Here is a 25894-nt window from a genome sequence, read left to right on the forward strand (position 1 = left end):
CTTTAGCAATTTAATGAGATCTTTGATGCGCCGGCGTTTCTAGTTGCTGGAGTTCATTTAAGTTAATTAGGGTGGTTATTGGTGCAATTGTTACTTATGACTTCTAAAGTTGTTAGAGTTATCTAGTCGTGATTCAGTCATCTAGAGTGGTTAAAGTTGCTGGTGTTATCAGAGTGACATCTGATACTTCTGAGGCTCGCGCGGGTGCCGGCCGGCGGTTAGGTGACCTCGCCCAGAAACTCCTGCACGAGCCGCTTCGGGGCCTGCGTCAGCCACGCCTCGACAATCAACTCACGAAGTCCCAGCTGATCGATCTCGGCGAGTTTGACCAGCACCGCCGGATAGCCGTCGAAATGCGGGGTGGTGAAGTACACGCCCGGTTCGTCGGCGATCAACGCGAACTTGACGCCCTCGTCGGCCACCCGCACGCCCAGGATGTCGCCCTCTGGTGGTTCACTCCCCAACGCGGCTAACGCTTCCCGATCGGACTTACGCAGCGGGCGTTCCCAGGCGATCAGCTTCTTGCCTACCCGCCATTCGCGCGGTGACCGCTCGTCGGTGAGCTGGAGCTCGCCGACGATGCTGGCGACGTCCTCCCACGTGGCCATGACTCATTGTGCTCCCATATCGCGTGGCCAGCGCGCGGAACGCCGCGCAGCGTCGTTCAGTCGTCCCGTCGGGCCGGGGCTGGCTAGTGTTACAGCTGTGGCCGATCTCGTGCTTCCCGGCGAGCCGCTCGCACCGGATCAGCAGCCGCCGGGCCCGGGGGCCCGCTACCGGATCACCCACCGCACCGAATACCGCTACTCCCACGTGGTGACCGGCTCCTACGGGCGGGGCTTCCTGACCCCGCGTGACCTGGCCCGGCAGCGGTGCCTGTTTCACGAGCTGCGGATCTCACCAGCGCCCGCCGACAGCTCAACCAGCCGTGACACCTACGGCAACATCAGCTCGTATTTCCACGTCACCGAGCCGCACCAGACCCTGACCATCACCAGCGAGTCGATCGTCGAGGTGTACCCATCGCCGCCGGAGCGTTGGGGGAGCGGACCGGCGCAGGCCGCGTGGGAGCAGTCCCGCCCGGTGGGAGTGCAGGGCGCGTTGGCCACCGAGTTCGCTCTGGACCTGGATCCGCCCGAGATCACCGACGCGATACGCGACTACGCCGCTTCCAGCTTCGCGCCCGGACGACCGCTGATCGAGGTGCTGCGCGATCTCACGGCACGGATCCACACCGACTTCACCTACCGAACCGGCTCTACGACGATCTCCACCGGAGTCAATGAGGTTCTGATGGCCCGGGAAGGGGTATGTCAAGACTTCGCTCGGCTGGCGATCGCCTGCCTGCGTGCCAACGGGTTGGCGGCCGCCTACGTTTCCGGATACCTGGCCACCGATCCACCACCGGGAAAGGATCGAATGATCGGAGTCGACGCAACCCATGCCTGGGCCGCGATCTGGACCCCGCAACCGCCTGGCCGGTTCGAGTGGCTGGGGCTGGACCCCACCAATAACCAGATGGTCGACGAGCGCTACATCGTCGTGGGGCGCGGCCGTGACTACGCCGACGTCCCACCGCTGCGCGGGATCATCTACACCAACTCCAAGAAAAGCGTGATCGACGTCGCCGTGGACGTCGTGCCGTACGAAGGTGACGAGCCGTATGCGTGATTTCCACTGTCCCAACTGCGGCCAACGCCTGACGTTCGAGAACTCGGCTTGCCTGGCGTGCGGGAGCACACTGGGTTTCTCCCTCGACGAGATGGCCCTGCTGGTGATCACCACCGGCGACGACGCCGACCAGACCGGCTTCGTCAGCGCCGGCGAATATGAACTGTGCGCCAATCGTCATGTCGCCGAATGCAACTGGCTGGTCCCGATCAATCAACCTCGCCTGCTTTGCGCGTCGTGTGTGCTCACTATCGAACGGCCCAATGACGCCGACACCGCCGGCCTCGCGGAGTTCGCCCGAGCCGAAGCAGCCAAGCGACGGCTGGTCGCCGAGCTACATGAGCTCAAGCTGCCGATTGTCGGCCACGATCAGGATCCGGACTACGGCTTGGCTTTCCGGCTGCTGTCCAGTGCACACGAGAAGGTGCTGACCGGACACGAAAACGGCGTCATCACTATCGATTTGGCCGAGGGCGACGATGTACACCGTGAGCAGTTGCGAGTCGAGATGGACGAGCCGTATCGCACTCTGCTGGGGCACTTCCGCCATGAAGTCGGGCACTACTACTTCTATCGGCTGATCTCGCCGTCCAGCGACCACGACGTGCGGTTCCGCGAGTTGTTCGGCGATCCGGACGCCGATTACCAGGAGGCGCTGGACCGCCACTACAGCGACGGCCCGCCGGAGGGTTGGAAGAAGCAGTTCGTGTCGTCGTATGCGACCATGCACGCCGCGGAGGACTGGGCCGAAACGTTCGCCCACTACCTGCACATCCGCGACACTCTAGATACCTCCGCGTGGTGCGGTCTGGCACCGGCAACCGCGACCTTCGACCGGCCGGCGTTGGGCCCCAGCGCTTTTCCTAACATCATCGAGTTGTGGCTGCCGCTGTCGTGGTCGCTGAACATGGTGAACCGATCGATGGGCCACGACGACCTGTATCCGTTTGTGCTGCCGGCCAAAGTTCTGGACAAGATGCAGTTCATCCACACCGTTATTGACGAGGTGACCTCGGATTCGCCCAGGGCCGCTGTCGGCGGCTAGGCGGGCATCACCCGTCGTTCGTCGGGGCCCCACAGCGGCTGCATGCCGCCGGGCAACGCCAACTGCGTTTCGGTTATCGCTTCGGCCAGATCGCGCAGCTCGGCGTGTATCGCGGCGAGCAGGTCCGCCAGCTCGGCACGGCGTCCGTCGACGGTGAGCATCCCCAGCTCGGCGGCGCCAGACCGGCGCAGCCGGGTGCTCATCTCATCGACGATCCGTTCCGGACGTGACGACCCCGACGAGCCGGGCAGGTCCTTGAGGTCGGCCCGCAGCCGCTCCAGCTGATAGAGCAACGACCGCGGGTTGTCTGCGTCAAACAGCATCAGCTCGTTCACTGCGGCAACGCTGACCTTGCCGACGGTGCGGCGCCGGTAGATGACCGAGGATTCACACGCCACCAGCGTCGACTCGATAACGGTTTGCTCAGCGGCCGCGCTGCGGACCGCAATCAGCGTGGCCCCCAACAACGCGGTCAGCCAGAGGCCGCGTTCGATGCGTTTGCCGATGTCCATCATGGTCCAGCCCACGTCGCGCACCATCGACTCGCTGGCCACTCCCGACAACGTCAGCATCCCGGCCATGGTGCGCGCGTGGGCCGACGCGAGCAGGGCGTCGGCTTCGGCGAGCGATTGCGGCGGGTCGGACCGTTGTGCGAGCGCGCGCTCCACACTCGCCAGCACCATCCAGGTGTCGTTGGACAACTGGTCGCGCACCGCCCTGGCGGCCAGCGCCAGCCCCTCCACCGACTGAACGAGGGATCCCGGCCGGGCCTGGTCCACAGTCAGTGACCACAGCGTCGAGGGGGCAATGGCGATCATCTCGGCGTGGTCGTTATCCGCTCCGGTGTCGGTTCCGGTGATGCGGCCGAGCGCGGCCATCAGCACCGGGATGCACTCGCTTTCTTCGGTGTCCTGCTGGTGCCGGTAGACGTGGAAGCGGTCGCGGGCGACCATCAGCAACCGGGCCGTATTCTCTGCGCGCTCGCCATAGCGTCCCATCCAGAACAGGTCGGACAGCACACGCGGCGAGCTGATCCCCCAGGTGCCCGTAGCGGTCTTCGCGTGCGGCGCAACCGTCGGAAGGGTGATCGCTTCGACGCGTGCACGCTCGGTCGGACGCACCCAGACATCCTTTGCCGCAATGGTTTTCAGCGTGTAGGCGGCGGCACCCGGTGCCAGTACATAGCCGACGCCGCCGATCATCGGCGCGAAGCCGCTGCGTTGAGCAACCGTGAACAGCCGCATGCCGATGCCGGCCGACGACAGCACTCCGGCATGGTCGGTCGGCGCCGACGAAAACTGCGGCAGCTCCTGGCCGACCCACTGCCACGGCGTGCTCTCGATCTGCGCGGCCAATTCAGCCAACTGTGAAGACGAAAGTGTCGGTCCGACAATGGTTTCCCCGCCGACAGTGGATTTGATCAAGAGCGACGAGAGATTCGCCAGCAGGTGCGAGCGTTCGCCGGCGATACCGCCCCAGTAGACCGGCGCGGTATCCAGCAGCGGGGCTTCGTCCAGCAGCCGCACGGCCAGCTCGGGCAGAAAACGCAGCAGCCCTGGGCTTTCCAGGATACCGCTGCCCAGCGTGTTGACGACGGTCACCGTCCCCCGGTGTTGCGCCTCCACCAAGCCGACCACACCGAGCCTGGAATCGGCCCGCAGGTCCAGCGGGTCCACGTAGACGGCGTCGACGCGGCGAAGAACGACATCAACGCGTTTCAGCGTGCCCAGCGAGCGCATCCACAGCTTGCCGTCGCGCACCACCAGATCAGCGCTTTCCACCAGCGGAAAACCCAGCAGCGTAGCGAGATACGCCTGATCGAACGCGGTCTCTGAGTAGATGCCCGGGCTGAGCACCACCACCACCGGGTCTTGGGCGACATCAGGTGCCGCGTCTACGAGTGCCAGCCGCAGCGCCTGCGCGAACGGTGTCATCGGCCGCGGCGCAATCCGCTCATAGAGATCGGGAATCGCGTGTGCGACGACACGCCGGTCGGCAAGCGCATAACCGGCGCCCGAGGGCGCCTGCGTCCAGTCAGCGTTGACCGCAAAGCTGCCGTCCGGCAGCCGGCTGACGTCACAGGCGTGCATGAAAAGCTGGCGGTGCCCGGGCACCTCGACTCCGTTGGCGGCTCGCACATAGCCGGGATGAGCGAACACCAGTTCCGGTGGAAGCAGGCCTTCGGTGAGCAAGCTGCGGGGCCCGTACAGATCCGCGAGCACCGCATCGAGCAGGCGCGACCGCTGCACCAGCCCGGCCTCTAACACTTCCCAATCGGCCGCGGATACCACGACTGGCAGTGTGTCCAGGCTCCACGGCCTCGGCTCCACGCCCTGGAGCTTGGACGCCCCGGTGGCCCCGTCCCGGTGGGGATCGACTTCGGTGTAAGTGATGCCGTCGTTGTCGATCAGGCTGTGCACCACCGCGCGGAGTTGATTCAACCCGACCCGGCCGCGCTCGGCGACCGTGTCGGCCAGCTCGGTCCACGCCGGCCGCACGTTCCCGTCTTGGTCGACGAATTCGTCGTAGCCGGCGCCCGGACCTTGGCGCAGGTCGAACAGTGCTTCCTGTGCGCGCGCGGCGCGATACCCGGCCAGCAGCCGGTCGGCGTCGTAGCGGTCGGGAGGAACCGCCGACGGCTCGCTGGAGTGCAACGCCATTTCAGCCATATCGCCCAATGCCATTACCGCAGAACGGTACGCACGCGCCGCAGGTCGAGGATGCCCGGCGCGCCGATATCTGTGGAAATTCGGGCCTGCTTTTCCCGGATGTCGGACAGGTCGAGCTTGCCCGGGGTGAAGCCGGTCGCCTCGAAGCGGCGGGCGCGGCGGGACTCGGCCTCAACGGCGTTGACCGGGGGCTCGTCGTAGGCGCGGCCGCCGGGATGGGCGATGTGGTAGGTGCAGCCGCCCCGCGACGTGCCGGTGGCCAGGTCGACCAGCTCGAACTGCAGCGGACCGTCGACCGTGATGCTCGGGTGCAGCGCGCTGGGCGGCTGCCAGGCCCGGAACCGCACCCCGCCGACATGAATGTCGGGGTTGTCGGTGGCCAGCAACGGAATCGGGTAGCCGTTGCAGGTCACCACGTAGCGGTGGCGGTCGGCGCCGATGATGCGAACCTGGATGCGCTCGACCGACGAGTCGACGTAACGGGCGGTCCCGGCGGCGGTGGCCTCCTCACCGAGGGTGTTCCACGGCTCGATCGCGCCGCGCAACTCGATCTCGACGCTGTCGAACACCGCGGTGCCGATGCGCGGGAACCGGAATTCGGTGAACGGGTCCAGCCAGCTGGTCTCGAACCGGATGCCGTGCGCGCGCAGGTCGGCGGCGACGTCGGCGATATCATGAATGAGGAAGTGCGGCAACAGATATCGCCCGTGCAAGTTCGAGTCGTGCCGGATCAGCGGAGCGCGCAGCGGCTCGTCCCAGAACCACGCCACCAGCGAACGCACCAGCAGCGACTGCACCATCGCCATCCGCAGATGCGGCGGCATCTCGAATCCGCGCAGCTCCAACAGACCCAGCCGACCACGCGGGCTGTCCGGGCTGTAGAGCTTGTCGATGCAGAACTCGGCGCGATGAGTGTTGCCGGTGATGTCGGTGAGCAGATGCCGCAGCGCGCGGTCGGTCACCCAGGGTTGCGGGCGGTCGTGCTTGGAAGACGAAGTAAGCCGGGCGATCTCGGCAAAGGCGATCTCGAGTTCGTAGAGGGCCTCGGCGCGGCCCTCGTCGACCCGCGGCGCCTGCGAGGTGGTGCCGACGAACCGCCCGGCGAACAAGTAGGACAGCGACGGGTGGCGTTGCCAATAGGTCAGCAGCGAGACCAGCAGGTCGGGGCGGCGCAGCAGCGGTGAGTCCTTGGGCGTGATGCCGCCCAGGGTGATGTGGTTACCGCCGCCGGTGCCGCCGTGGGTGCCATCGACGTCGAACGATTCCGTGGCCAGCCGGGCCAGCCGGGCCTGCTCGTAGAGCGTCTCCAGCTGTCGGGCTTGTTCAGCGAAACTGGCGGTCGGCGCGATGTTCACCTCGATCACCCCGGGGTCGGGGGTGATCGTCGTCGACGTCAGCCGCGGATCCGGCGGCGGTTCGTAGCCTTCGATCACGACCGGGCAGCCGATCTTCGCGGCCGCGGCCTCCAGCCGGCCAATCAGGTCGACGAAGTGTTCGAGGGCCTCGGTGGGCGGCATGAAAATGTAGAGCAGCCCGTCGCGAACCTCGGCGACCATCGCGGTGATCGGCGCATCGTCGGCGTCCTCTACCAGCGAGTCACCCTCAGACAGGCTCAGCGTCTCACCGACTGCGGTCGGGTCGGCGGCGAAGGACGTGCGTGGCGGCTTCCAGCTGATCGAATCCAGCGGCAGCCGCAGACCCGCCGGCGAATCCCCGTCCAGCAGCACGACGCGGCCGCGGCGCAGCCGCCAGTCGGCGCTGGCCCAGCCGAGGTCGTCGTCGCGGCGGTGCAGCGGCAGCACGAACGCCGCCGCGGACGTGGTGGAGTCGTCGAGGTGTGCCAGCAGCGCGGCGCGGCCGGCGGCGGTGTCGTCAGCGAGGTCGTCGTCGGATGCCACCGGATCGCCGTCGGGCTGACGGACTTTGGCCGCCAGCCGCGACAGCGGGTCCTCGTAGGCCGGCCGCACCTGTGACGGCGGCAGTCCCAGGCCGTCGGCGATGTCGGCGAGCAGCTTGTAGGCCGTCTCGTTATCCGCGGATGGGCTGCCGGAGTCGGGACTCCACGGGTCGGCCAGCAGCGCGTTGTCGGTCCACAACGGCTGCCCGTCGGCCCGCCAGTACAGCCCAATCTGCCAGCGGGGCAACGGTTCACCGGGATACCACCTGCCCTGCCCGCGCTGAATCAACCCTTGCGGGGCCCACGTCGCCTTGAGCCGGGCAGCCAGATCGGATGCCCGTTGGCGTTTGTGCGGGCCGTCGGCGGCGGTGGTCCATTCCTCGGATGACTTGTCTGGGTGGATGCCCGCCGAAACGAAGGTGGGCTCGCCGCCGATGGTGAGCCGAACATCGCCGGCGGCGAGGCGCTCGTCGACTAGGCGGCCGACTTCACAGATCGTGTGCCAAGCCTCGTCGGTGTAGGGCAGCGTGACGCGTGGGTCTTCGTGGATGCGGGTAACGGTGTTGCTGAATTCCAGCACCGATTCGCATGGCTCGATGCGGCCGGTGATCGGGGCCGCGCTCGACGGATGCGGCGTGGCCGCCAACGGGATGTGCCCTTCACCGGCGAACAGCCCCGACGTCGGGTCCAGCCCGATCCACCCGGCGCCGGGGATGTAAACCTCGGCCCATGCATGCAGGTCGGTGAAGTCGGCGGCCGGCCCCGACGGTCCATCGATCGCTTCGACGTCGGATGCCAGCTGTACCAGGTAGCCGGACACGAATCGGGCGGCCAACCCGAGCTGGCGCAGGATCGATACCAGCAGCCACGCGGAGTCGCGGCACGAGCCGATGCCGGTCCGCAGCGTGACATCCGGCGTCTGCACGCCGGGCTCCATCCGCAAGCTGTAACCGACGTCGGCGTTGATCGCCTGGTTGAGCGCGACCAGGAAGTCGATGGTCCGGGTGCCGGTCCGGACCGAGAAGTCACGGACCCACTCGGTGACCAGTTCACCGGGGCCGGAGCCGTCTTCGTCTTCGTCAACCGGCCGCAAGTACGGTTCCAGGTCGTCGGCGAGCGCTTTTGGATAACTCAGGCCACCGGCAGGCCAGGTCTCGGCCCAGTCCTCGATGAAGAAGTCGAACGGGTTGATCACCTTGAGGTCGGCGATGAGCCCGACGGTGATGGTCAGCCGGCTGGTGGGGTTCGGGAACACCAGCCGGGCAAGGAAGTTGCCCAGCGCGTCCTGCTGCCAGTTGATGAAGTGGTCGGACGGCTCGATGCGCAGCGAGTAGGCCTCGATGGGTGTGCGTGAGTGGGGCGCCGGGCGCAGCCGCACGACGTGCGGATATACCCGGACCGGCCGGTCAAAGGTGTAGCTGGTGCGATGCTCCAGCGCAACTTTGATGGTCATAACCGCTGATCCCATCACAACAGTCAGAAGGCTGCAGCGCAGCCCGATTTAACGTGGCCCGAGTGGCGTACCCGGTTTTGGGCGTCTGCCTTCCTAGGATCGCTCGGGTGGATGATCGTTACGGTCCGGATGTGCTGGCCCGCGACCCGCACAGCGCGCGACGGGTCAAGTCGGTTGAATTGCCAATAGAACTCGGCATGGTCGTCGAGGACGCCCAGACCGGCTATGTCGGCGCCGTGGTGCGTGTCGAGTACGGCCGGATGGAGCTCGAGGATCGGCAAGGCCGCACCAAGCCGTTCCCGATAGGTCCGGGCTACCTCGTCGACGGCAAACCGGTGATCCTGACCGCGCCCCGACGCCCGGCGCCCAGCGCGGTGACCCGCACAGCGTCGGGCTCACTGGCGGTGACCGGAGCCCATGCCCGAGCGGCCCGGGCCGGGCGGATCTACGTGGAGGGCCGCCACGATGCCGAGCTTGTCAAGCAGGTGTGGGGCGATGATCTGCGGCTGGAGGGTGTGGTGGTCGAATATCTCGGTGGCGTCGACGATCTCGTCGGCGTTGTCGGGCAATTCCGGCCCGGCCCCACGCGACGGCTCGGTGTGCTCGTCGACCACCTGGTGCCCGGTTCGAAGGAAGCACGGCTCGCCGAAGCGGTACGCCGGGGCCCGGGCGGCGCGCACACGCTGGTGGTCGGGCATCCGTTCGTCGACATCTGGCAAGCCGTCAAACCAGCCCGGCTGGGCCTCGCGGAGTGGCCGGTGATACCGCGTGGAATCGAGTGGAAACACGGGGTGTGTCAGGCGCTGGGCTGGCCGCACGCCGGCCAGGCTGACGTCGCCGCGGCATGGCGGCGCATCCGAGGGCGGGTCCGCGACTGGACCGATCTCGACGCGGCACTGATCGGCAGGGTGGAGGAGCTGATCGACTTCGTCACCCAGCCGTGAGCGGCGCGATCGGGCCACCGGCGAGCCGACGGTAGGTGTAGACCTGGATCAGCAGCGCCAGTGGGAAAGTCACGAGGAGCCCGAGGCCGCAGAGTAAGGCGCCGACCAGCACCAACAGGAATTGCACCACGAACGACAGCAGGGTGCTGCCGACATTGGCCCAGACTGTGGCGAAACTGGCCTTGAGCGCATCGATCGGCGGCAGGGCGCGATCGGTTGCGAACGCGATCGTGAACAGCGCGAAGAACGTGAAGACAAGGATCGCCACCAACGACAACAAGGCGAACACGAAACTGGGCAGCAGCGACACCGCATCCAAGACTGCGCTGATTACGCTGAGCAGCACGCCGGCCAGAATGACGTTGCCGAAGTTGCGCGGCTTGAAGAACGAACCGATGCTCACCGGCCTGCCATCGGCGAGGTCGAGCGCCCCGGACAGGAACGCAGCCTGCACGAAGATGCCGAACACGAACGACACGATCGACAACACGAGCATGCCGGCAGGGCCCAAACTCGTCGCAAACGATGCGCCGTAATCGCCCTCGACGTCGGCGGTGTTGGCAGTGGCGCCACCCATCAACACGAACACCAGCCCGTGTACGACCAACCCGATCAGCCCGAACAACAACGTCGCAACGACCAGCGGCACCCAGTTCTTTGTGAACTTGTTCCACGCCCACTTGACCGCATCGATCACGTCGAACGGCTGCCCGGGCGTCGGCGGATACCCTGGCGGCGGCGGCGGGTACCCAGGTTGCGGAGGCCCGTAGCCGGGAGGCGGCGGTCCGTAACCGGGCGGCGGTGGGGGCGCGCCATATCCGGGTTGCGGCGGGCCGTACCCCGGTGGCGGTCCAGGAGGTGGTCCATAGCCTGGCGGTGGGCCCGGAGGTGGTCCGTAGCCAGGTGGCGGTCCGGCGGGTGGTCCTGGCGGTGGGCCGTAGCCGGGCGGCGGCGGGTAGTCGCGGGGATTAGGGTTTCCGCCCCACGGATCGCTCGGGTTGCCGGGGTGCTCGGGGGGCTGGCTCATAGCCGGGAACTTAGCAAGTATTCGGCGGCCGTGCTGGGACCCGAACATCGTGATTCCATGTCGAGGCGGCGTGGTATGCCTGAACCGTGGCCGACGGTCTGTTCGACGTCCCTGACGCGACCAGCTTGACCGAACGCGCGCAGGGCGGTTCGGCCGCGGCGCCGTTAGCAGTGCGAATGCGTCCGGCCAGTCTCGACGAGGTGGTCGGGCAGGACCACCTGTTGCAGCTCGGTTCGCCGTTGCGCCGGTTGGTCGAGGGCTTGGGCGTGGCGTCGGTCATCCTCTACGGCCCACCCGGCAGCGGCAAAACCACGTTGGCCGCCCTGATCTCGCAAGCCACCGGCCGACGGTTCGAGGCGCTGTCGGCATTGTCGGCAGGGGTCAAGGAAGTCCGTGCGGTGATCGACGTGGCCCGTCGCGCCGCGGCCCACGGCGAACAGACCGTGCTGTTCATCGACGAAGTCCACCGGTTCTCCAAAACCCAGCAGGACGCGCTGTTATCCGCCGTGGAGAACCGGGTGGTGCTGCTGGTGGCGGCAACCACCGAGAACCCGTCGTTCTCGGTCGTCGCCCCGCTGCTGTCCCGGTCATTGATCCTGCAGCTGCGGCCACTGAGCGCCGACGACATCCGGACTGTGGTGCTGCGCGCGATCGACGACCCGCGCGGGCTGAACGGGCAAGACGTCGAGCCCGACGCCGTCGACCTGCTGGTGCAGCTTGGCGCCGGGGACGCCCGCCGCGCGCTGACCGCTTTGGAGGTCGCTGCCGAGGCGGGGGAGCGGGTCACCGTCGAGGCCGTCGAGCAGTCCGTGGACAAGGCCGCCGTCCGCTACGACCGCGACGGCGATCAGCACTACGACGTCGTCAGCGCGTTCATCAAGTCGGTGCGCGGCTCCGACGTCGACGCCGCATTGCATTACCTGGCCAGGATGCTGGTCGCCGGTGAGGATCCGAGATTCATCGCCCGCCGACTGATGATCTTGGCCAGCGAGGACATCGGAATGGCCGACCCGACGGCGCTGCAGACCGCCGTCGCCGCGGCGCAGACCGTGCAACTGATCGGCTTGCCTGAAGCCCAGTTGACCTTGGCGCACGCCACCGTGCACCTGGCCACCGCGCCCAAGTCGAACGCTGTCACCACTGCGCTGGGTGCGGCGATGGCCGACATCAAAGCGGGCAAGGCCGGGCTGGTGCCGCCGCACTTGCGCGACGGCCACTATTCGGGCGCGGCGGCACTGGGCAATGCGCAGGGCTACAAATACTCCCATGACGACCCGGATGGTGTTGTGCCGCAACAGTATTCACCGGACGACCTGGTCGGCGTGGATTACTACCGGCCGACCAGCCACGGCGCTGAGCGTGAGATCGCCGGCCGCCTCGAGCGACTGCGGGCGATCATCAGGCGCCGCTAACGTCGGACTCTTTAACACGGGCCACAGCAGCCCCACCGGCACCGCCGCAGGGAAGGTGGTATGGCTTCGGAAACGTGGGCGCATGCGATATCACGGGCGAAAGTGATATCGCCCGTGTCTCCAAAACCGTAGAAGGCAGACACCTGCTTCCAGCGGCTGAAGAGGCCGCTGAGACTGGTGGGACTCAGGCAGATTCCAGCCGGCTGGCCAGCGATCGCCCGGCGTCCAGCACATGACGCTCGGCGATACCGCGGGCCTTGTCGGCGTCGCCGTCGGCGAGCGCGGACACCAGCGCCTGGTGATCGTCCAACGAGTGATGCTCGTGCTCAGGGAACATTGCCAAGAAGTTCGACGGCACGACGCGGACGGCCTGCCGGATCTGCGCCATCAACCGCCGTGAATGGGCGGCTCGGTGGATCTCGCGGTGAAAATCCCAATTCGCGTCGATGTCGGTCGCCAGGTCGCGCAAGCGCTCGACGCCTTCGTGGGTGACCCGCCGCGCGGCCCATGCGGCCGCCTGGCCGGTCAGCACGCCCAGGATTGTGAAGCTATCCAACAAGTCCTCGGGGCTGATGCCGATCACCGTTATCCCGCTGCGCGGCGCGACCTTCACCAAGCCGTCGTAGGAGAGCTCGAGTAGGGCCTCGCGCACCGGGGTGCGGCTGGTAGCGAACTCCTTGGTGATGGCGTCGAGGTCGAGCCGGCTACCAGCGGGCAGCGCGCCGGTGAGAATGCGGTCGCGCAGCTCGCGTGCGGCGCGCTCGCGCACCGTGCCGGCGATGTCGTTGGGCATAGCGATGACCTTATGCCAATCTCAAATCTAACACTTGAAATCTAATATATCAGATGTTAGACATCAGGAATGATTACAAGACAAATGGCGCTTGTCGCCTTTATGCAAGCGGGCAGCACCTCGGTCTACGCGGGGTCGTGGCGTCATCCCGCAACCGAGCACGGCTACCTCGACGCCTCGTACTACGCCAAGATCGGGCGGCAACTTGAAGAGGGCTGCTTCGACCTGATGTTCTTCGACGACCGGCTCGCGATGCCCGGTATCTACGGCGGCTCGGTCGCCGACGCGGTGAAGTACGGCGCGCGGCCGGTGAAGCTGGACCTGTCGATCGTGCTCGGTGTGCTCGCGCAGGCGACGTCGCGGATCGGTCTGGGCGCGACCTGCTCGACCACCTACTACACGCCGTTCCATGTGGCGCGTACGTTCTCCACCCTGGACCACCTGTCCGGCGGGCGCGCGGCGTGGAACGTCGTCACCTCGGTCAACGACAGCGAAGCCCAGAACTTCGGCCTCCAAACGCATCTGGGCCATGACGCCCGTTATGACCGCGCCGAGGAGTTCATGGACGCTGTCGTCGGCCTCTGGGACACCTGGGACGACGACGCGATCCTGCACGACCGGGTCAACGGCGTCTACGCCGACCCGGACAAGGTGCACGAACTCAACCACCACGGGGAGTTCTTCTCGGTGCGAGGGCCGCTGACCGTGCCGCGCAGCCCGCAGGGCCGGCCGGTGATCATCCAGGCCGGCTCGTCGGGCCGCGGTCGTGAATTTGCTTCGCGCTGGGCCGAATTGATCTTCACCGGCGACCCGGGTATCGAGGTGGCCCGCAGCCACTACGCCGACCAGAAGGAGCGCATCGGCGCCGCCGGCCGCGACCCGCAGTCGGTCAAGGTCTGTCCGATGGCCTACGCCGTGGTGGGGGAGTCGGAGGATCATGCCAAAGAACGCGAACAGGTCTTCCTCAACAATCTGGTGCACCCGATGGCGTCGCTGACCCTACTCTCGGAGTTGATGAACTACGACTTCTCCCAGCACGATCTGGACGACCCGATCACCGACGAACTCATCGACTCGGTGTCCGGTATCCGTGGCCTGGTGCAGAATTTGCGTGCCCACATCGGCGACACCATCACACTGCGCGAGCTGGCCGGCCACCGCGCCACCCTGCTGCAGGGCCCACGCTTCGTCGGGACCGGCGCGCAGGTCGCCGATCAGATGGAGGAGTGGTTCGACGGCGGTGCGTGCGACGGGTTCGTCCTGGCGGCAACGCATCTGCCCGGCGCGTTCGAAGACGTGGTGCGAATGGTGGTCCCGGAGTTGCAGCGGCGCGGCCTGTTCCGCGACTCCCACAGTGGCTCGACCCTGCGCGAGCACCTCGGCCTGCAACGGCCGGTGTGCGCGCCCGTCGGAGCATAATGCTCGAAGGCATCCGCGTCCTCGACGCCGCCACTTTGGCCGCGGCACCGCTGGCGGCCACCTATCTCGGCGAGTTCGGCGCCGACGTCATCAAGATCGAGCAGCCTGGCAGCGGCGACCCGATCCGCAGCTGGGGCAACCAGATTGACGGCGTCGGGCTGATGTGGAAGTCGTTGTCCCGCAACAAGCGTTCGATCACCCTGGACCTGCGCGTGGCCGAAGGCCAGGCGCTGCTGCGTCGCCTGGTCGAACACGCCGACGTGCTGATCGTCAACACCCGGCCGGCGACCCTGCGCAAGTGGGGGCTGGACTACCCGGCGCTGCGGGCCGTCAACGACCGCATCGTCATGCTGCACATCACCGGCTACGGGCTGACCGGACCGAAGAGCGAGCGGCCCGGCTTCGGCACGCTTGGCGAGGCGATGAGCGGCTTTGCCAACATCACCGGCCAGGCCGGTGGACCGCCCACCCTGCCGCCGTTCATGCTGGCCGACGGGGTGGCATCGCTGAACGCCGCCTACGCGGTCATGATGGCGCTCTACCACCGCGACGTGCACGGGGCGTCCGGCCAGTTGATCGACATCAACCTGATCGATCCGCTGGCGCGGCTGCTTGAGCAGACGCTGTTGGGCTACGACCAACTCGGGCTGGTGCCGACGCGGGCGGGAAACCGCTGGGACATCTCCGCGCCGCGCAATACGTATCGCACGGCCGACGACCGCTGGCTGGCCATGTCGGGCAGCTCACCGCAGCTGGCGCTGCGGGTGTTCCGCGCGATCGGGCGCGCCGACCTGGTCGACGACGCCGACTTCTCTGACCCGCAGCGGCGGCTGGCGCGGGCCCGCGAGGTGGACCAGGTGGTCGCCGACTGGGTGGCCACCAAGACGTTGGCCGAGGCGATGGAGATTCTCGACGCCGCCGAGGTGGCCGCCGCGCCTGTCTACGACATCACCGATCTGGTCGCCGACGAACAGCTGGCGCATCGCGAGGTCTTCGTCAAGGTCGGCGACGACGAACTGGGCGCGATGACCGTTCAGGCGCCGGTGCCGCGGTTCTCGGCGGCGACCGGGCGGGTGCAGCATCTGGGCCCGCGGATCGGTGAGCACAACGCCGAGGTGTACAGCGAACTGCTCGGCCTCACTGGCGGCGACGTCGACGAGCTGCGCGCCCGCGGTGTGCTGTGAAAGGAAAATGGGCATGACGTCGAAGACATCACTGCTGCGCCGCTCGGAGCTGGCCGTTCCCGCGAGCAACGACCACATGTTCGCTCATGCTGCCGCCTCCGAAGCCGACCTGGTATTCCTCGATTTGGAAGACGCCGTCGCACCGGCACATAAAGAGGCGGCACGCGCCAAAGCCATTAGCGCGCTAACCGAACTCGACTGGGGACGGACCGTGCGGGCGATCCGCATCAACGGGCTCGACACCCCGTGGTGCCACGACGACATCGTCGAGGTCGTCACCGACGCCCGGGAGAACCTGGAGACCATCATCATCCCGAAAGCGCTACGGGCACGCGATGTTTGGTGGGTCGACGTGCTGTTGACTCAGCTAGAGGCCAAGCTCGGCCTTTCGCGCCCGATCCGCCTCGAAGTGCTCATCGAAGAGGTCGAGGGACTGGCCAACGCCGAGGAGATCGCAACGGCCAGCCCACGGCTGGACGCGCTGATCTTCGGTGTCGGTGACTTCTCGCTGTCGCAGGGCGCGCGCGTGGACAACAACTTCGACCCGCTCGGCGAATATCCCGGCGACTTCTGGGTTTACGCCCGCAACAAGGTGATCGTTGCCGCCCGGATCGCCGGCATCGACGCGATCGATGCGCCGTACCCCGACTACGGAAACCTCGAGGGCTACGAGCGCGACGCGCGACGGGCCGCGCTGATGGGATACACAGGCAAGTGGGCGATCCACCCGACGCAGATCCCGGTGGCCAACAAGGTCTACTCGCCGACCGATGAGGAGATCGCGCTCGCCGAGCGCAACGTCGCCGCCTACCGCGACGGCGAGCAGAAGGGGTTGGGCGCGGTCGGCGTCAACGGCGTCCTGGTCGACGCCGCACACGTGAAGATGGCCCAGGCGACGCTGGCCCGGGCGGCGCTGATCGAGCAGCGAAGTTAGCCGGAGCGGCTGCGTCGTCACCCTAGCTAAGCTAGCGTGACGCTCGGCGTCGGCCGCCACGCTGGCGTGACGCTCGGCGACGCAACAAACAGCTAGACGAGCTCGGGTAGCCGTACCCCCCGCGGCGACTCGGACGGCGTTGTCGCGCAACGGTACCCGACGACGGGCTGGTCGGTGTGCACTACTATCGGCCAAGCCGTCATGGCGCCGAGCGCCTGCGCGCGACCATCCGCGAGGAAGGGGGAAGCCATCAAATCCTTTACCGACGAAGAGATGGGCCGACTGCTGCCCACCGCCAAGCCCTATAGCGTCGTCATCCTGAAGCAGGGGCCGAAATTCGGCGACGACGCGACACCCCGCATCGTCTGGGAACACGGTCGGCGCAACTTCGGGTTGCGCGACGACGGCGTGCTGGCGGTGGTCCTGCCGGTCACCGACGGTTCCGACGTCTGCGGCATCGGGGTGTTTGCGGCGACCGTCGACGAGACCAGCGCCATCATGGGCGACGACCCCGGAGTGGCGGCGGGAGTCTTTACGTATGAGGTGCACGGCTGCCTTGGGTTTCCCGGCGACTCGCTGCCATAGCAGCGACGCTAGGAAGCGCTAAACCAGCTCGGGCACCCGCAGGTGGGCGATCGCCAATTCGAACTCGCCGACGTCGAACTGGTCGGCGCCCAGGTCGCGAAGCCGGGCGGTGCGTAGCGAACGGGCACGCTCTTCGTTGCGCTGCATGGCTTCCAGGCTGTCGAATGTCGACGACGACACCGCCCGCCAGGATGTGCGGTCGATCATCAGGCTCGCGCTACAGAAACCTTCGAGCTCCTCGATCGCGGGCAGCACCGACTCGCGGTAGAACTCGATGGCCCGGTCGAACTGGTCGGGCCGCACGGTGAGCCAGGTGGCGCGCACGCCGGCGCCCGGACCGGAGGGGTGGTCGCGGTGCAGAACGGCGATCTCCCATTCGTCGACGGTCGGGCTGCCGCCGAAGGTTTGCGCCGCCTGATCGCGAACCGGCCGTACCTCACGGGCGCTCGCGCGCATCGCCTGTTCGTTCTGCCATGAGCTGGTCACAATGCAACGACCAGAGCCACGGTCGACCAACAACGACACACCAAGGCATCCGTTGACTTTTTCGAGTGCGGGCATGACTACATCGCGAACGTGTGCGATCCCGGCGTCGATGGACGACGGTTGCGCCTCGATAGTGGTAGAGCGCGCGTACACATCCCCTCCTTGGTAACGGGGCAGCGCCCCGGTGGCGCCACCGGTCCCATTGACCACCTTCCTCCGGCCCATTGCCGATGGCAATGGGCTACGACGGTGCGTTTGTTCGGGGTTGGCGGTATTACCGCCGCTCTAATCGCTCACACCAGCTCGGGCGCCCGCAGATGAGCAAGCCGGAGCTCGAACTCGCAGTCGTCGAGTTCCTCGGCGCCCACTTCCACGATCTTCGTGTTCTTCAACGCCGTGCTCTGCTCCCTGCTGCGCTCCATCGCATCGAGGCTGTCGAAGGATGTACAGCTCACCGCGCGCCCGGATGCGCGATCGACTAGCAGGCTCGCGCTGCAGAACCCGTCGAGCGCCTCGAGGTCGGGCACGACGGACATCTTGTAAAAGTCGATGCCCGTGTCGAGTTGGTCTGGCGGCAGCTTGACCCAGATGGCCCGCGCGCAGGCGCCCTCACCCGCGCGGTGATCGCGGTGCAGCGCCGCGATCTCCCACTCTTCGACCATTGGGTCGCCGATACCGCCGAACTCGTCCGCCGCTCGATCGCGGATCGGCCGTATCTGCTCGGCGCTGGCGCGCATCGCCTCTTCGGTTTCCCACGAGGTGGTCACAACGCACCGACCGGTCTGCCTGTCGGCCAACAACGACAAGCCGACGCACCCGTCGACCTCCTGCAGTCTTGGCATGACCGCATCGCGAATGTGCGCAACTCCGGCGTCGATGGACGATGGTTGCGCCTGGATAGTGGTAGAGCGCGCGTACACGACCCACCCCTTTCCTTCTCGGGGCAGCGCCCCGGTGGCGCCACCGGTCAAGCAACACCTTCCTCCGCCGGAGCGGCGGTGGCAATAGTTAGACATGGGTGTAGTTGCTTGGGGGCCACGGCTTGAGATGGCAGGTCACCGAGCGTCGCCCGTAGGCTTGTGCGATGCATACCGATGTGCTGGATGTGGACACCGCGCGTCGCCGCATCGTGGATTTGACCGAGTCAGTGCGGGCGTTTTGCTTCCCGCGCGGCGACGGGCTTTGCAACGTCTTCGTCCCGCACGCAACGGCGGGGGTGGCGATCATAGAGACCGGCGCCGGCTCCGACGACGACCTCATCGACACCCTGGAACGTTTGTTGCCGCGCGACGACCGCTACCGGCACGCTCACGGTTCACATGGCCACGGCGCCGACCATGTGCTGCCGGCCATCGTTGCGCCGTCGATCACGTTGCCGGTGGAGGGTGGCGAACCGCAGTTGGGCACCTGGCAAAGCGTGGTCCTGGTCGACCTCAACCGGGACAATCCGCGGCGCTCGGTGCGGTTGAGTTTTCTCAGCGGGTGAACGGCACCGCGCCTCGGTCCGGTTCGTCGAGTTTTTAGGCGCGGGCAACCGGACCGGTACTGTAATGCGGTCGAATAAGCCCCCTAATAGGGTGGAAATTGGCCAGGCAGGCCAGCCCAACAGGAAGCGGAGAAGTGCAGACACACGAGATCAGGAAGCGGTTCCTCGATCATTTCGTGAAAGCGGGTCATACCGAGGTGCCGAGTGCCTCGGTGATCCTCGACGACCCCAACCTGCTGTTCGTCAACGCGGGCATGGTGCAGTTCGTGCCGTTCTTTCTGGGCCAGCGCACCCCGCCGTACAAGACGGCCACCAGCATCCAGAAATGCATCCGTACACCGGATATCGACGAAGTCGGGATCACCACCCGGCACAACACGTTTTTCCAGATGGCCGGCAATTTCTCGTTCGGCGACTATTTCAAGCGCGGCGCCATCGAATTGGCCTGGACCCTGCTGACCAACTCCGTTGCCGACGGTGGTTACGGGTTTGATCCCGAAAGACTTTGGGCCACAGTTTATTTGGACGACGACGAGGCAATGCAGCTGTGGCAGGATGTTGCGCGGCTGCCGCCCGAGCGGATCCAGCGCCGCGGCATGGCCGACAACTACTGGTCGATGGGCATCCCCGGGCCGTGCGGTCCGTCGTCGGAGATCTACTACGACCGCGGCCCGGAGCACGGACCCGAGGGCGGCCCGCTGGCCAGCGAAGAGCGCTACATCGAGATCTGGAATCTCGTGTTCATGCAGAACGAGCGCGGCGAAGGCACCAGCAAAGAGGACTACGAGATCCTTGGGCCGTTGCCGCGCAAGAACATCGACACCGGCATGGGCGTCGAGCGGGTCGCGGTGCTGCTGCAGGGGGTGCACAACGTTTACGAAACCGATCTGCTGCGCCCCGTCATCGACATGGTGGCCGCGCGCGCACCCCGTGGATACGACGTCGGCAATCATGACGACGATGTGCGCTACCGGATCATCGCCGACCACAGCCGCACCGCCGCGATTCTGATCGGCGACGGCGTCAGTCCCGGCAACGACGGGCGCGGCTACGTGTTGCGTCGGCTGCTGCGCCGGGTGATCCGCTCGGCCAAGCTGCTGGGCATCGAGGACCCGATCGTCGGCGACCTGATGGTCACCGTGCGTGACGCGATGGGCCCGTCGTATCCCGAACTGGTTGCTGACTTCGACCGGATTCGGCGCATCGCGGTGGCAGAGGAGACCGCGTTCAACCGGACGCTGCAGTCCGGTTCACGGCTGTTCGACGAGGTGGCCGGCGCCACCAAGGCATCGGGTGCCGGCGTGCTGTCCGGGTCGGATGCCTTCACCCTGCATGACACTTACGGATTCCCGATCGAACTCACCCTCGAGATGGCCGCCGAGGCCGGGCTGACGGTCGACGGGACGGGATTCCACGAGCTGATGTTGCAGCAGCGCCAGCGCGCCAAGGCCGACGCTGCCGCACGCAAACACGCTCACGCCGACCTGACGGCCTACCGGGAGCTGGTTGACGCCGGGCCCACCGAGTTCACTGGTTTCGACGAGTTGACGTCGCAGGCCCGGATTCTGGGGATCTTTGTCGACGGTAAGCGGGTGCCGGTGATTGCCCATGGTGCGCACGGCGAAGCCGCTATCGCGGACCGCGTGGAACTGGTGCTGGACCGCACCCCGCTCTACGCCGAGTCGGGCGGGCAACTCGCCGATGTCGGCACCATCAGCGGCACCGGCGCGGGCGAAAGCGCCCGGGCCGCTGTGACCGATGTACAGAAGATCGCCAAAACCCTCTGGGTGCATCGGGTCAACGTGGAGTCCGGAGAATTCGTCGAGGGTGACACCGTCGTCGCATCGGTGGACGCGGGCTGGCGCAAGGGCGCCACCCAGGGCCACTCGGGTACCCACATGGTGCACGGCGCGCTGCGGCAAGTGCTGGGGCCGAACGCGGTTCAGGCCGGGTCGTTGAACCGCCCCGGCTACCTGCGGTTCGACTTCAACTGGCAGGGGCCGCTGACCGAAGAGCAGCGCACGCAGATCGAAGAGGTGACCAACGAGGCCGTCCAGGCTGACTTCGAGGTGCACACCTTCACCGAGCAACTCGAAAAGGCCAAGGCGATGGGCGCTATGGCGCTGTTCGGTGAGGCCTATCCCGACGAAGTTCGGGTGGTGGAGATCGGTGGCCCGTTCTCGCTGGAGCTGTGTGGTGGCACGCACGTGCACAACTCAGCCCAGATCGGCCCAGTGACGATCCTGGGCGAATCGTCGATCGGCTCCGGGGTGCGCCGTGTGGAGGCCTACGTCGGGCTGGAATCGTTCAAACACCTGGCCAAGGAACGCGCCCTGATGGCGGGGCTGGCCTCGTCGCTGAAGGTGCCCTCCGAAGAGGTGCCCGCCCGGGTGGCGAACCTGGTGGAGCGACTCAAGGCCGCGGAAAAGGAACTCGAACGCACCCGGCTGGCGACGGCGCGGTCTGCTGCGGTCAACGCCGCGGCCGGGGCGCAGCGGATCGGCAACGTCCGTCTGGTGGCGCAGCGGATGTCGAGCGGGATGACCGCCGCCGACCTGCGCTCGCTGGTCGGTGACATCCGCGGCAAGCTAGGCAGCGACCCGGCGGTGGTCGCGCTGATCGCCGAGGGTGAAGGCGGCAGCGTCCCCTACGCGATCGCCGCCAACCCGGCCGCCCAGGACCTGGGGATCCGGGCGAACGACTTGGTCAAGCAGCTCGCGGGAGCGGTGGACGGCCGGGGCGGCGGCAAGGCCGACCTCGCACAAGGCTCGGGTAAGGACTCATCGGGTATCGACGCTGCGCTCGACGCGGTGCGAGCAGAGATAGCGCGGGTCGGCTGAGTGGACTCCTCACACCGCCTGCCGGATCGGCCCGGCGCGGATGATCCCGGACCCGGACGGCGGCTCGGCATCGATGTGGGCAGCGTGCGCATCGGTGTGGCCTGCAGCGACCCCGACGGCATCCTGGCCACGCCGGTGGAGACGGTCCGCCGCGACCGTTCCGGCAAGCATGTGCGACGGCTGGCCGAGCTAGTCGCCGAGCTGCAGGCGGTCGAGGTTGTGGTGGGGCTGCCGCGAACCTTGGCCGACCGCACCGGCTCCTCGGCTCTCGACGCGATCGAGCAGGCCGACGTGCTGGCCGGCCGGATCGCACCGATTCCGGTGCGGCTGGCCGACGAGCGGCTGACGACCGTCAGCGCGCAGCGATCGCTGCGCCAGGCGGGGGTGCGGGCCAAGGGTCAGCGTAGGGTCATCGACCAGGCCGCGGCGGTGGCGATCCTGCAAGGATGGCTCGACGAACGCCGTGCCATGTCGCCCGGGGAGGTCAACGGTGTCTGACACCGAAGGGCGCGCCCGGGCCAAGCCCGTGGCGGTCGGGCCGCCGCGTCACGCGCGATCCCGAGCCGAGCGGCTGCGCGCCGAGCGCGGCCGTCGTCGTCGGCACATCGTGCTCGGATTCGCCCTCGGCCTGCTCGTCGTCGTGATTGTCGCGGCCGTGTTCGTCGGCTCCCGACTGTGGCACAGTTTCGGCCCGCAGAATGACTACGCCGGCAGCGGCAAAAAGGATTTGGTGATCCAGGTCCACGCCGGCGACTCGACGACAGCGATCGGCGAGACGCTGCAGAAGCACGACGTTGTCCGCACCGTCAAAACGTTCCTCGAGGCCGCTGAAGGGAACGACGCTATCTCGTCAATCCAGCCCGGCTATTACCGGATGCGGACCGAACTCCCGGCGGCCTCGGCGGTGAAGCGGCTCGTCGACCCCGGGAGCCGGGTAGGCAAGCTGGTCATCCCCGAGGGGCAGCAACTCGACGACACCACCGACGTCAAGACCAACGACGTGACGCCCGGCATCTTCACGATGATCGCCAAGGCGACCTGCGTCGAGCTGGATGGGGACAAGCACTGCGTCTCGGCGGACGACCTGCGGGGCGCGGCCGAAAAAACCCCGCTCGCCTCACTGTCGGTGCCGGCGTGGGCCATCGAGCCGGTCACCCGGATGGGCGCCGACCATCGCCGGATCGAAGGCCTGATCGCGCCGGGAACGTTCAACGTCAACCCGTCGGGCTCGCCGCAGTCGATTCTGGAGACGCTGATCAGCGCCAGCACCGAGCAGTACGTGAAATCGGGTCTGCTGGACACCGCCACCGCGATGAACATGTCGCCGTACAACGTGCTGGCGGTGGCGTCGCTGGTTCAGCGTGAAGCCAAGCCGCAGGACTTCGCGAAGGTCGCCCGGGTCATCTACAACCGGCTGGCCGAACACCGCACGCTGGAGTTCGACTCGACGGTCAACTATCCGCTGGACCGCCGGGAAGTGGCCACCACTGACGGCGACCGGGCGCAGCAAACGCCTTGGAACACTTACGTTGCCGAGGGGCTGCCGGCCACGCCGATCTGTTCGCCGGGCACCGATGCGCTCAACGCCGCCGAGCATCCCGAAGCCGGCGACTGGCTGTACTTCGTCACCATCGATGCGCAGGGCACGACGTTGTTCACCCGCGACTACCAACAGCATCTGGCGAACATCGAGCTGGCCAAGCGCAACGGTGTCCTCGACAGCGCGCGGTAGCCGAGCCCCCAAAAAGGCGGCGGTCCTCGGTTCGCCGATCGCGCATTCGCGTTCTCCGCAGCTGCATCTGGCCGCCTATCGCGCGCTCGGCCTAGCCGAGTGGACCTACGAGCGCATCGAATGCGGCGCCGACGAGCTGCCCGATGTGGTCGGCGGGTTCGGGCCGGAGTGGATCGGCGTCTCGGTGACGATGCCGGGGAAGTTCGCTGCGCTGCGGTTCGCCGACGAGCGCACCGATCGGGCCGAGCTGGTCGGATCGGCCAACACCCTGCTGCGCACGCAGCGCGGCTGGCGCGCCGACAACACCGACATCGACGGTGTGGTCGGCGCGCTGGGGACCGCGACGGGCCGGGCGGTGGTATCCGGATCCGGCGGCACCGCCCCGGCGGCGATTGTGGCGTTGGCCGAGTTGGGCGTCGGCGACATCACTGTGGTGGCCCGCAACCCGGACAAGGCCGCCCGTCTGGTCGAACTGGCCGCCCGGGTCGGCGTCGCGGCCCGGTTCTGCGACCTGGACGGCGGTGCGGTCGCCGGCGCGGTGAGCGGCGCGGGTGTACTGGTCAGCACGCTGCCGGCCGATGTCGCAGGGCGGTACGCCGAGGTCTTCGCCGACGCACCGGTGCTGCTGGACGCCATCTACGACCCATGGCCGACGCCGCTGGCCACGGCGGTGGCCGCCGCGGGCGGTCGGGTGATCAGCGGCCTGCAGATGCTGCTGCATCAGGCGTTCGCGCAAGTCGAACAATTCACAGGGCTGCCCGCGCCGCGAGAGGCGATGACCGCCGCGCTGGATTAGCCTGCCCCGCATGCTGATCGCGGCCGCGTTGCTGTGGATGGCGGCGCTGACCGGCTACGACATCCGCCAACGTCGGCTGCCTAACTGGCTGACCCTGCCGGGTTTCGTCGTAATCATGCTCGTCGGGGCCGGCTCGGGGCACGGCCGGGCCGCTGCGCTGGGGGCGGTCCTGCTGGCTGCGGCGTATCTGCTGGTCCATGCCGCGGCGCCGGCGGCGATGGGCGCCGGGGATGTGAAGCTGGCGCTCGGGCTGGGTGCGCTGACCGGCTGCTTCGGCGGCGACGTGTGGTTGCTCGCGGCGATCGGCGCGCCGCTGCTGACCGCGCTGATCGGGGTGGTGGCCCGGCTCGGCTGGTCGGCGACGACGGTGCCGCACGGCCTGTCGATGTGTGCTGCCAGCGCGGCGGCGCTGGGGCTGGCCCAGCTGTAACCTACCGGCCGTGAAGGGAGACCCATGAGCGTCATTCGCGTGAATTTTCTTCCTGAATTTTATTACGGCGACGACGCAGTGCTTTTGACTTTGGACGGCGGCGGAGTCGACGAGTTCAAAGCCGCGCTCAGTGACGCCAAGCCGCAGCAGTCGTCGCGACTAGAGCACGACGGAGTGACGCATGAGTTCCGCATTGAGCCGGGCACAGCCGATATCGAACTCGACTCTAGCCACGTGGTGTGGCGGCTTGACCACGCCAAGGCGGCCGAAATCATCAAAGACCTTGCTGTTCTGAGCGACAAGGGCAGCGGAGGTGGTCCAACCAGCGGCCATTTCTACGTCGACACGTCCACCCCCACCGAAACGCTTGTCGTATCCCGCGACGAATACGTCGACGTGGTCTACCCGTGGCTGTCACCGGCATAGCTAACGCTTGTCACGCCGGCCACTGGCAGCCTCTGGCAGTGCCGTTGGTCGAGTTGGCAGTGGTTCCGGCCGCACCATCGCCGTATGACAACTGCAACTATTTCAGCCAGAACCCGCCCAACCGACGCCACGCGTTGGCGATCCATCGCCGCCGACCTCAGCTTTTGGACCGTCGTGGGCGGGGTGGTCGCCGCCTTGAGCGGTCGGCTCGGCGACTGGTGGAACGTGCCGCGTGCGGAGCTTTTGATCGGCGGACTGGCGTTCCTGGCCGCCGGCCCCGCGCTGCTGTTCGGTCTGAACCGGATCCGTCCCACACCGCGAGGGCTGGTGTTGGGCTTCGGCGTTGCCAACTTGCTGTTGGCACCCACGCTGTGGGCGGCGGCAGCGCTGGGCTGGCTTCCGCTGAGTGCCGCGGGCAACTGGGCGCTGGCGGGCGCGGGCGACGTTGCGCTTGTGCTGGGCGTCTGGCAGCTCGCGACGCTGCGACGGTTGCGGCGTACTGAGCAACGCGCTGCTTGACGCCCCGACCGGCCCAGTGCCGGTCGTGGGAAGATGGGACACGTGTTGCGATGGACTACTGCCGGTGAATCTCACGGCCGGGCGCTGGTGGCCATGCTGGAAGGCATGGTCGCCGGCGTCAGCCTGACGTCCGAGGACATCGCGGA

24 protein-coding genes are annotated in these 25894 nt (G+C 67.1%); 17 read left to right on the top strand and 7 right to left on the bottom strand.

What is annotated here, in order from left to right:
• Positions 1 to 218: 218 nt before the first annotated feature.
• On the bottom strand, positions 219 to 608 hold the full coding sequence (locus tag VKI00_RS04855) for an MmcQ/YjbR family DNA-binding protein (protein WP_324435877.1): 390 nt from the start codon (positions 606 to 608) through the stop codon (positions 219 to 221).
• 109 nt (positions 609 to 717) lie between these two features.
• On the opposite strand from VKI00_RS04855, the gene VKI00_RS04860 reads away from it, so the two are divergent.
• Positions 718 to 1671, top strand: a complete 954-nt coding sequence (locus VKI00_RS04860) for a transglutaminase family protein (protein WP_414687117.1) — start codon at positions 718 to 720, stop codon at positions 1669 to 1671.
• Complete coding sequence (locus tag VKI00_RS04865; RefSeq protein ID WP_324435880.1) at positions 1664 to 2716, top strand: putative zinc-binding metallopeptidase; 1053 nt, start codon at positions 1664 to 1666, stop codon at positions 2714 to 2716. The genes VKI00_RS04860 and VKI00_RS04865 overlap by 8 nt, the downstream gene beginning before the upstream one ends.
• Here the strand turns inward: VKI00_RS04865 and VKI00_RS04870 are convergent.
• Positions 2713 to 5376, bottom strand: a complete 2664-nt coding sequence (locus VKI00_RS04870) for a circularly permuted type 2 ATP-grasp protein (RefSeq protein WP_324435897.1) — start codon at positions 5374 to 5376, stop codon at positions 2713 to 2715. The genes VKI00_RS04865 and VKI00_RS04870 overlap by 4 nt on opposite strands.
• 23 nt (positions 5377 to 5399) lie before the next feature.
• On the bottom strand, positions 5400 to 8735 hold the full coding sequence (locus tag VKI00_RS04875; RefSeq protein WP_324435881.1) for a transglutaminase family protein: 3336 nt from the start codon (positions 8733 to 8735) through the stop codon (positions 5400 to 5402).
• A 107-nt stretch (positions 8736 to 8842) separates the two neighbouring features.
• Between VKI00_RS04875 and VKI00_RS04880 the strand changes: the two genes are divergently transcribed.
• Positions 8843 to 9679, top strand: coding sequence for a DUF3097 domain-containing protein (locus VKI00_RS04880; protein ID WP_324435882.1), 837 nt, complete (start codon positions 8843 to 8845; stop codon positions 9677 to 9679).
• On the opposite strand, the gene VKI00_RS04885 is transcribed toward VKI00_RS04880, so the two are convergent.
• Positions 9666 to 10706, bottom strand: a complete 1041-nt coding sequence (locus VKI00_RS04885; protein WP_324435883.1) for a hypothetical protein — start codon at positions 10704 to 10706, stop codon at positions 9666 to 9668. The genes VKI00_RS04880 and VKI00_RS04885 overlap by 14 nt on opposite strands.
• Positions 10707 to 10792: 86 nt before the next feature.
• Here VKI00_RS04885 and VKI00_RS04890 point away from each other — a divergent pair, with 86 nt between their 5' ends.
• The gene (locus tag VKI00_RS04890; RefSeq protein WP_324435884.1) at positions 10793 to 12118 is read left to right on the top strand and encodes a replication-associated recombination protein A; all 1326 of its coding nucleotides are present in this window, start codon (positions 10793 to 10795) and stop codon (positions 12116 to 12118) included.
• A 184-nt stretch (positions 12119 to 12302) separates the two neighbouring features.
• On the opposite strand, the gene VKI00_RS04895 is transcribed toward VKI00_RS04890, so the two are convergent.
• Positions 12303 to 12911, bottom strand: coding sequence for a GntR family transcriptional regulator (locus VKI00_RS04895; protein ID WP_324435885.1), 609 nt, complete (start codon positions 12909 to 12911; stop codon positions 12303 to 12305).
• A gap of 69 nt (positions 12912 to 12980) precedes the next feature.
• Here VKI00_RS04895 and VKI00_RS04900 point away from each other — a divergent pair, with 69 nt between their 5' ends.
• From VKI00_RS04900 to VKI00_RS04915, 4 genes are all read left to right on the top strand, one after another.
• Positions 12981 to 14330, top strand: coding sequence for an LLM class flavin-dependent oxidoreductase (locus VKI00_RS04900; protein WP_324435886.1), 1350 nt, complete (start codon positions 12981 to 12983; stop codon positions 14328 to 14330).
• Entirely contained in the window at positions 14330 to 15514 is a 1185-nt protein-coding gene (locus VKI00_RS04905) for a CoA transferase (protein ID WP_324435887.1), read from the top strand. The genes VKI00_RS04900 and VKI00_RS04905 overlap by 1 nt, the downstream gene beginning before the upstream one ends.
• 13 nt (positions 15515 to 15527) lie before the next feature.
• A complete protein-coding gene (locus VKI00_RS04910; RefSeq protein WP_324435888.1) occupies positions 15528 to 16448 on the top strand; it encodes a CoA ester lyase in 921 nt (306 codons plus the stop codon).
• Positions 16449 to 16697: 249 nt separating this feature from the next.
• Positions 16698 to 17033, top strand: coding sequence for a hypothetical protein (locus tag VKI00_RS04915; RefSeq protein ID WP_324435898.1), 336 nt, complete (start codon positions 16698 to 16700; stop codon positions 17031 to 17033).
• 18 nt (positions 17034 to 17051) lie between these two features.
• On the opposite strand, the gene VKI00_RS04920 is transcribed toward VKI00_RS04915, so the two are convergent.
• Positions 17052 to 17672, bottom strand: coding sequence for an antibiotic biosynthesis monooxygenase (locus VKI00_RS04920; protein WP_324435889.1), 621 nt, complete (start codon positions 17670 to 17672; stop codon positions 17052 to 17054).
• A gap of 140 nt (positions 17673 to 17812) precedes the next feature.
• A complete protein-coding gene (locus VKI00_RS04925; protein ID WP_324435899.1) occupies positions 17813 to 18439 on the bottom strand; it encodes an antibiotic biosynthesis monooxygenase in 627 nt (208 codons plus the stop codon).
• A gap of 176 nt (positions 18440 to 18615) precedes the next feature.
• Between VKI00_RS04925 and VKI00_RS04930 the strand changes: the two genes are divergently transcribed.
• The 9 genes from VKI00_RS04930 to VKI00_RS04970 all read left to right on the top strand — a co-directional run.
• Positions 18616 to 19005 (top strand): secondary thiamine-phosphate synthase enzyme YjbQ, encoded by a 390-nt coding sequence (locus tag VKI00_RS04930; RefSeq protein WP_324435900.1) that lies wholly within the window; start codon positions 18616 to 18618, stop codon positions 19003 to 19005.
• Positions 19006 to 19139: 134 nt separating this feature from the next.
• Positions 19140 to 21845, top strand: coding sequence for an alanine--tRNA ligase (gene alaS, locus VKI00_RS04935; RefSeq protein WP_324435890.1), 2706 nt, complete (start codon positions 19140 to 19142; stop codon positions 21843 to 21845).
• A complete protein-coding gene (gene ruvX, locus VKI00_RS04940) occupies positions 21846 to 22343 on the top strand; it encodes a Holliday junction resolvase RuvX (protein WP_324435891.1) in 498 nt (165 codons plus the stop codon).
• Positions 22336 to 23577 (top strand): endolytic transglycosylase MltG, encoded by a 1242-nt coding sequence (gene mltG / locus VKI00_RS04945; protein WP_324435892.1) that lies wholly within the window; start codon positions 22336 to 22338, stop codon positions 23575 to 23577. The genes ruvX and mltG overlap by 8 nt, the downstream gene beginning before the upstream one ends.
• Positions 23555 to 24373, top strand: coding sequence for a shikimate dehydrogenase (locus VKI00_RS04950; RefSeq protein ID WP_324435893.1), 819 nt, complete (start codon positions 23555 to 23557; stop codon positions 24371 to 24373). The genes mltG and VKI00_RS04950 overlap by 23 nt, the downstream gene beginning before the upstream one ends.
• A 10-nt stretch (positions 24374 to 24383) precedes the next feature.
• Positions 24384 to 24803, top strand: coding sequence for a prepilin peptidase (locus VKI00_RS04955; RefSeq protein ID WP_324435894.1), 420 nt, complete (start codon positions 24384 to 24386; stop codon positions 24801 to 24803).
• Positions 24804 to 24827: 24 nt separating this feature from the next.
• Positions 24828 to 25229 carry a hypothetical protein gene (locus VKI00_RS04960; RefSeq protein WP_324435895.1) on the top strand — a complete coding sequence of 134 codons (402 nt, stop codon included), beginning with the start codon at positions 24828 to 24830 and terminating at the stop codon, positions 25227 to 25229.
• A gap of 84 nt (positions 25230 to 25313) precedes the next feature.
• The gene (locus VKI00_RS04965; protein ID WP_324435896.1) at positions 25314 to 25748 is read left to right on the top strand and encodes a hypothetical protein; all 435 of its coding nucleotides are present in this window, start codon (positions 25314 to 25316) and stop codon (positions 25746 to 25748) included.
• A 42-nt stretch (positions 25749 to 25790) separates the two neighbouring features.
• Positions 25791 to 25894 (top strand): chorismate synthase (locus VKI00_RS04970; protein ID WP_324435901.1); only part of this gene is annotated, 104 nt, incomplete at its 3' end.

The sequence above is a fragment of the Mycobacterium sp. genome (genome assembly GCF_035314665.1).
Lineage (GTDB): Bacteria > Actinomycetota > Actinomycetes > Mycobacteriales > Mycobacteriaceae > Mycobacterium.

Excerpts from the sequence above, each read along its gene's own strand:
- VKI00_RS04855 (WP_324435877.1), bottom strand. The coding sequence starts at position 608 with ATGGCCACGTGGGAGGACGTCGCCAGCATCGTCGGCGAGCTCCAGCTC.
- VKI00_RS04865 (WP_324435880.1), top strand. The coding sequence starts at position 1,664 with ATGCGTGATTTCCACTGTCCCAACTGCGGCCAACGCCTGACGTTCGAG.
- VKI00_RS04870 (WP_324435897.1), bottom strand. The coding sequence starts at position 5,376 with ATGGCGTTGCACTCCAGCGAGCCGTCGGCGGTTCCTCCCGACCGCTAC.
- VKI00_RS04960 (WP_324435895.1), top strand. The coding sequence starts at position 24,828 with ATGAGCGTCATTCGCGTGAATTTTCTTCCTGAATTTTATTACGGCGAC.
- VKI00_RS04955 (WP_324435894.1), top strand. The coding sequence starts at position 24,384 with ATGCTGATCGCGGCCGCGTTGCTGTGGATGGCGGCGCTGACCGGCTAC.
- VKI00_RS04875 (WP_324435881.1), bottom strand. The coding sequence starts at position 8,735 with ATGACCATCAAAGTTGCGCTGGAGCATCGCACCAGCTACACCTTTGAC.
- VKI00_RS04895 (WP_324435885.1), bottom strand. The coding sequence starts at position 12,911 with ATGCCCAACGACATCGCCGGCACGGTGCGCGAGCGCGCCGCACGCGAG.
- VKI00_RS04905 (WP_324435887.1), top strand. The coding sequence starts at position 14,330 with ATGCTCGAAGGCATCCGCGTCCTCGACGCCGCCACTTTGGCCGCGGCA.
- VKI00_RS04900 (WP_324435886.1), top strand. The coding sequence starts at position 12,981 with ATGATTACAAGACAAATGGCGCTTGTCGCCTTTATGCAAGCGGGCAGC.
- VKI00_RS04965 (WP_324435896.1), top strand. The coding sequence starts at position 25,314 with ATGACAACTGCAACTATTTCAGCCAGAACCCGCCCAACCGACGCCACG.
- VKI00_RS04885 (WP_324435883.1), bottom strand. The coding sequence starts at position 10,706 with ATGAGCCAGCCCCCCGAGCACCCCGGCAACCCGAGCGATCCGTGGGGC.
- VKI00_RS04910 (WP_324435888.1), top strand. The coding sequence starts at position 15,528 with ATGACGTCGAAGACATCACTGCTGCGCCGCTCGGAGCTGGCCGTTCCC.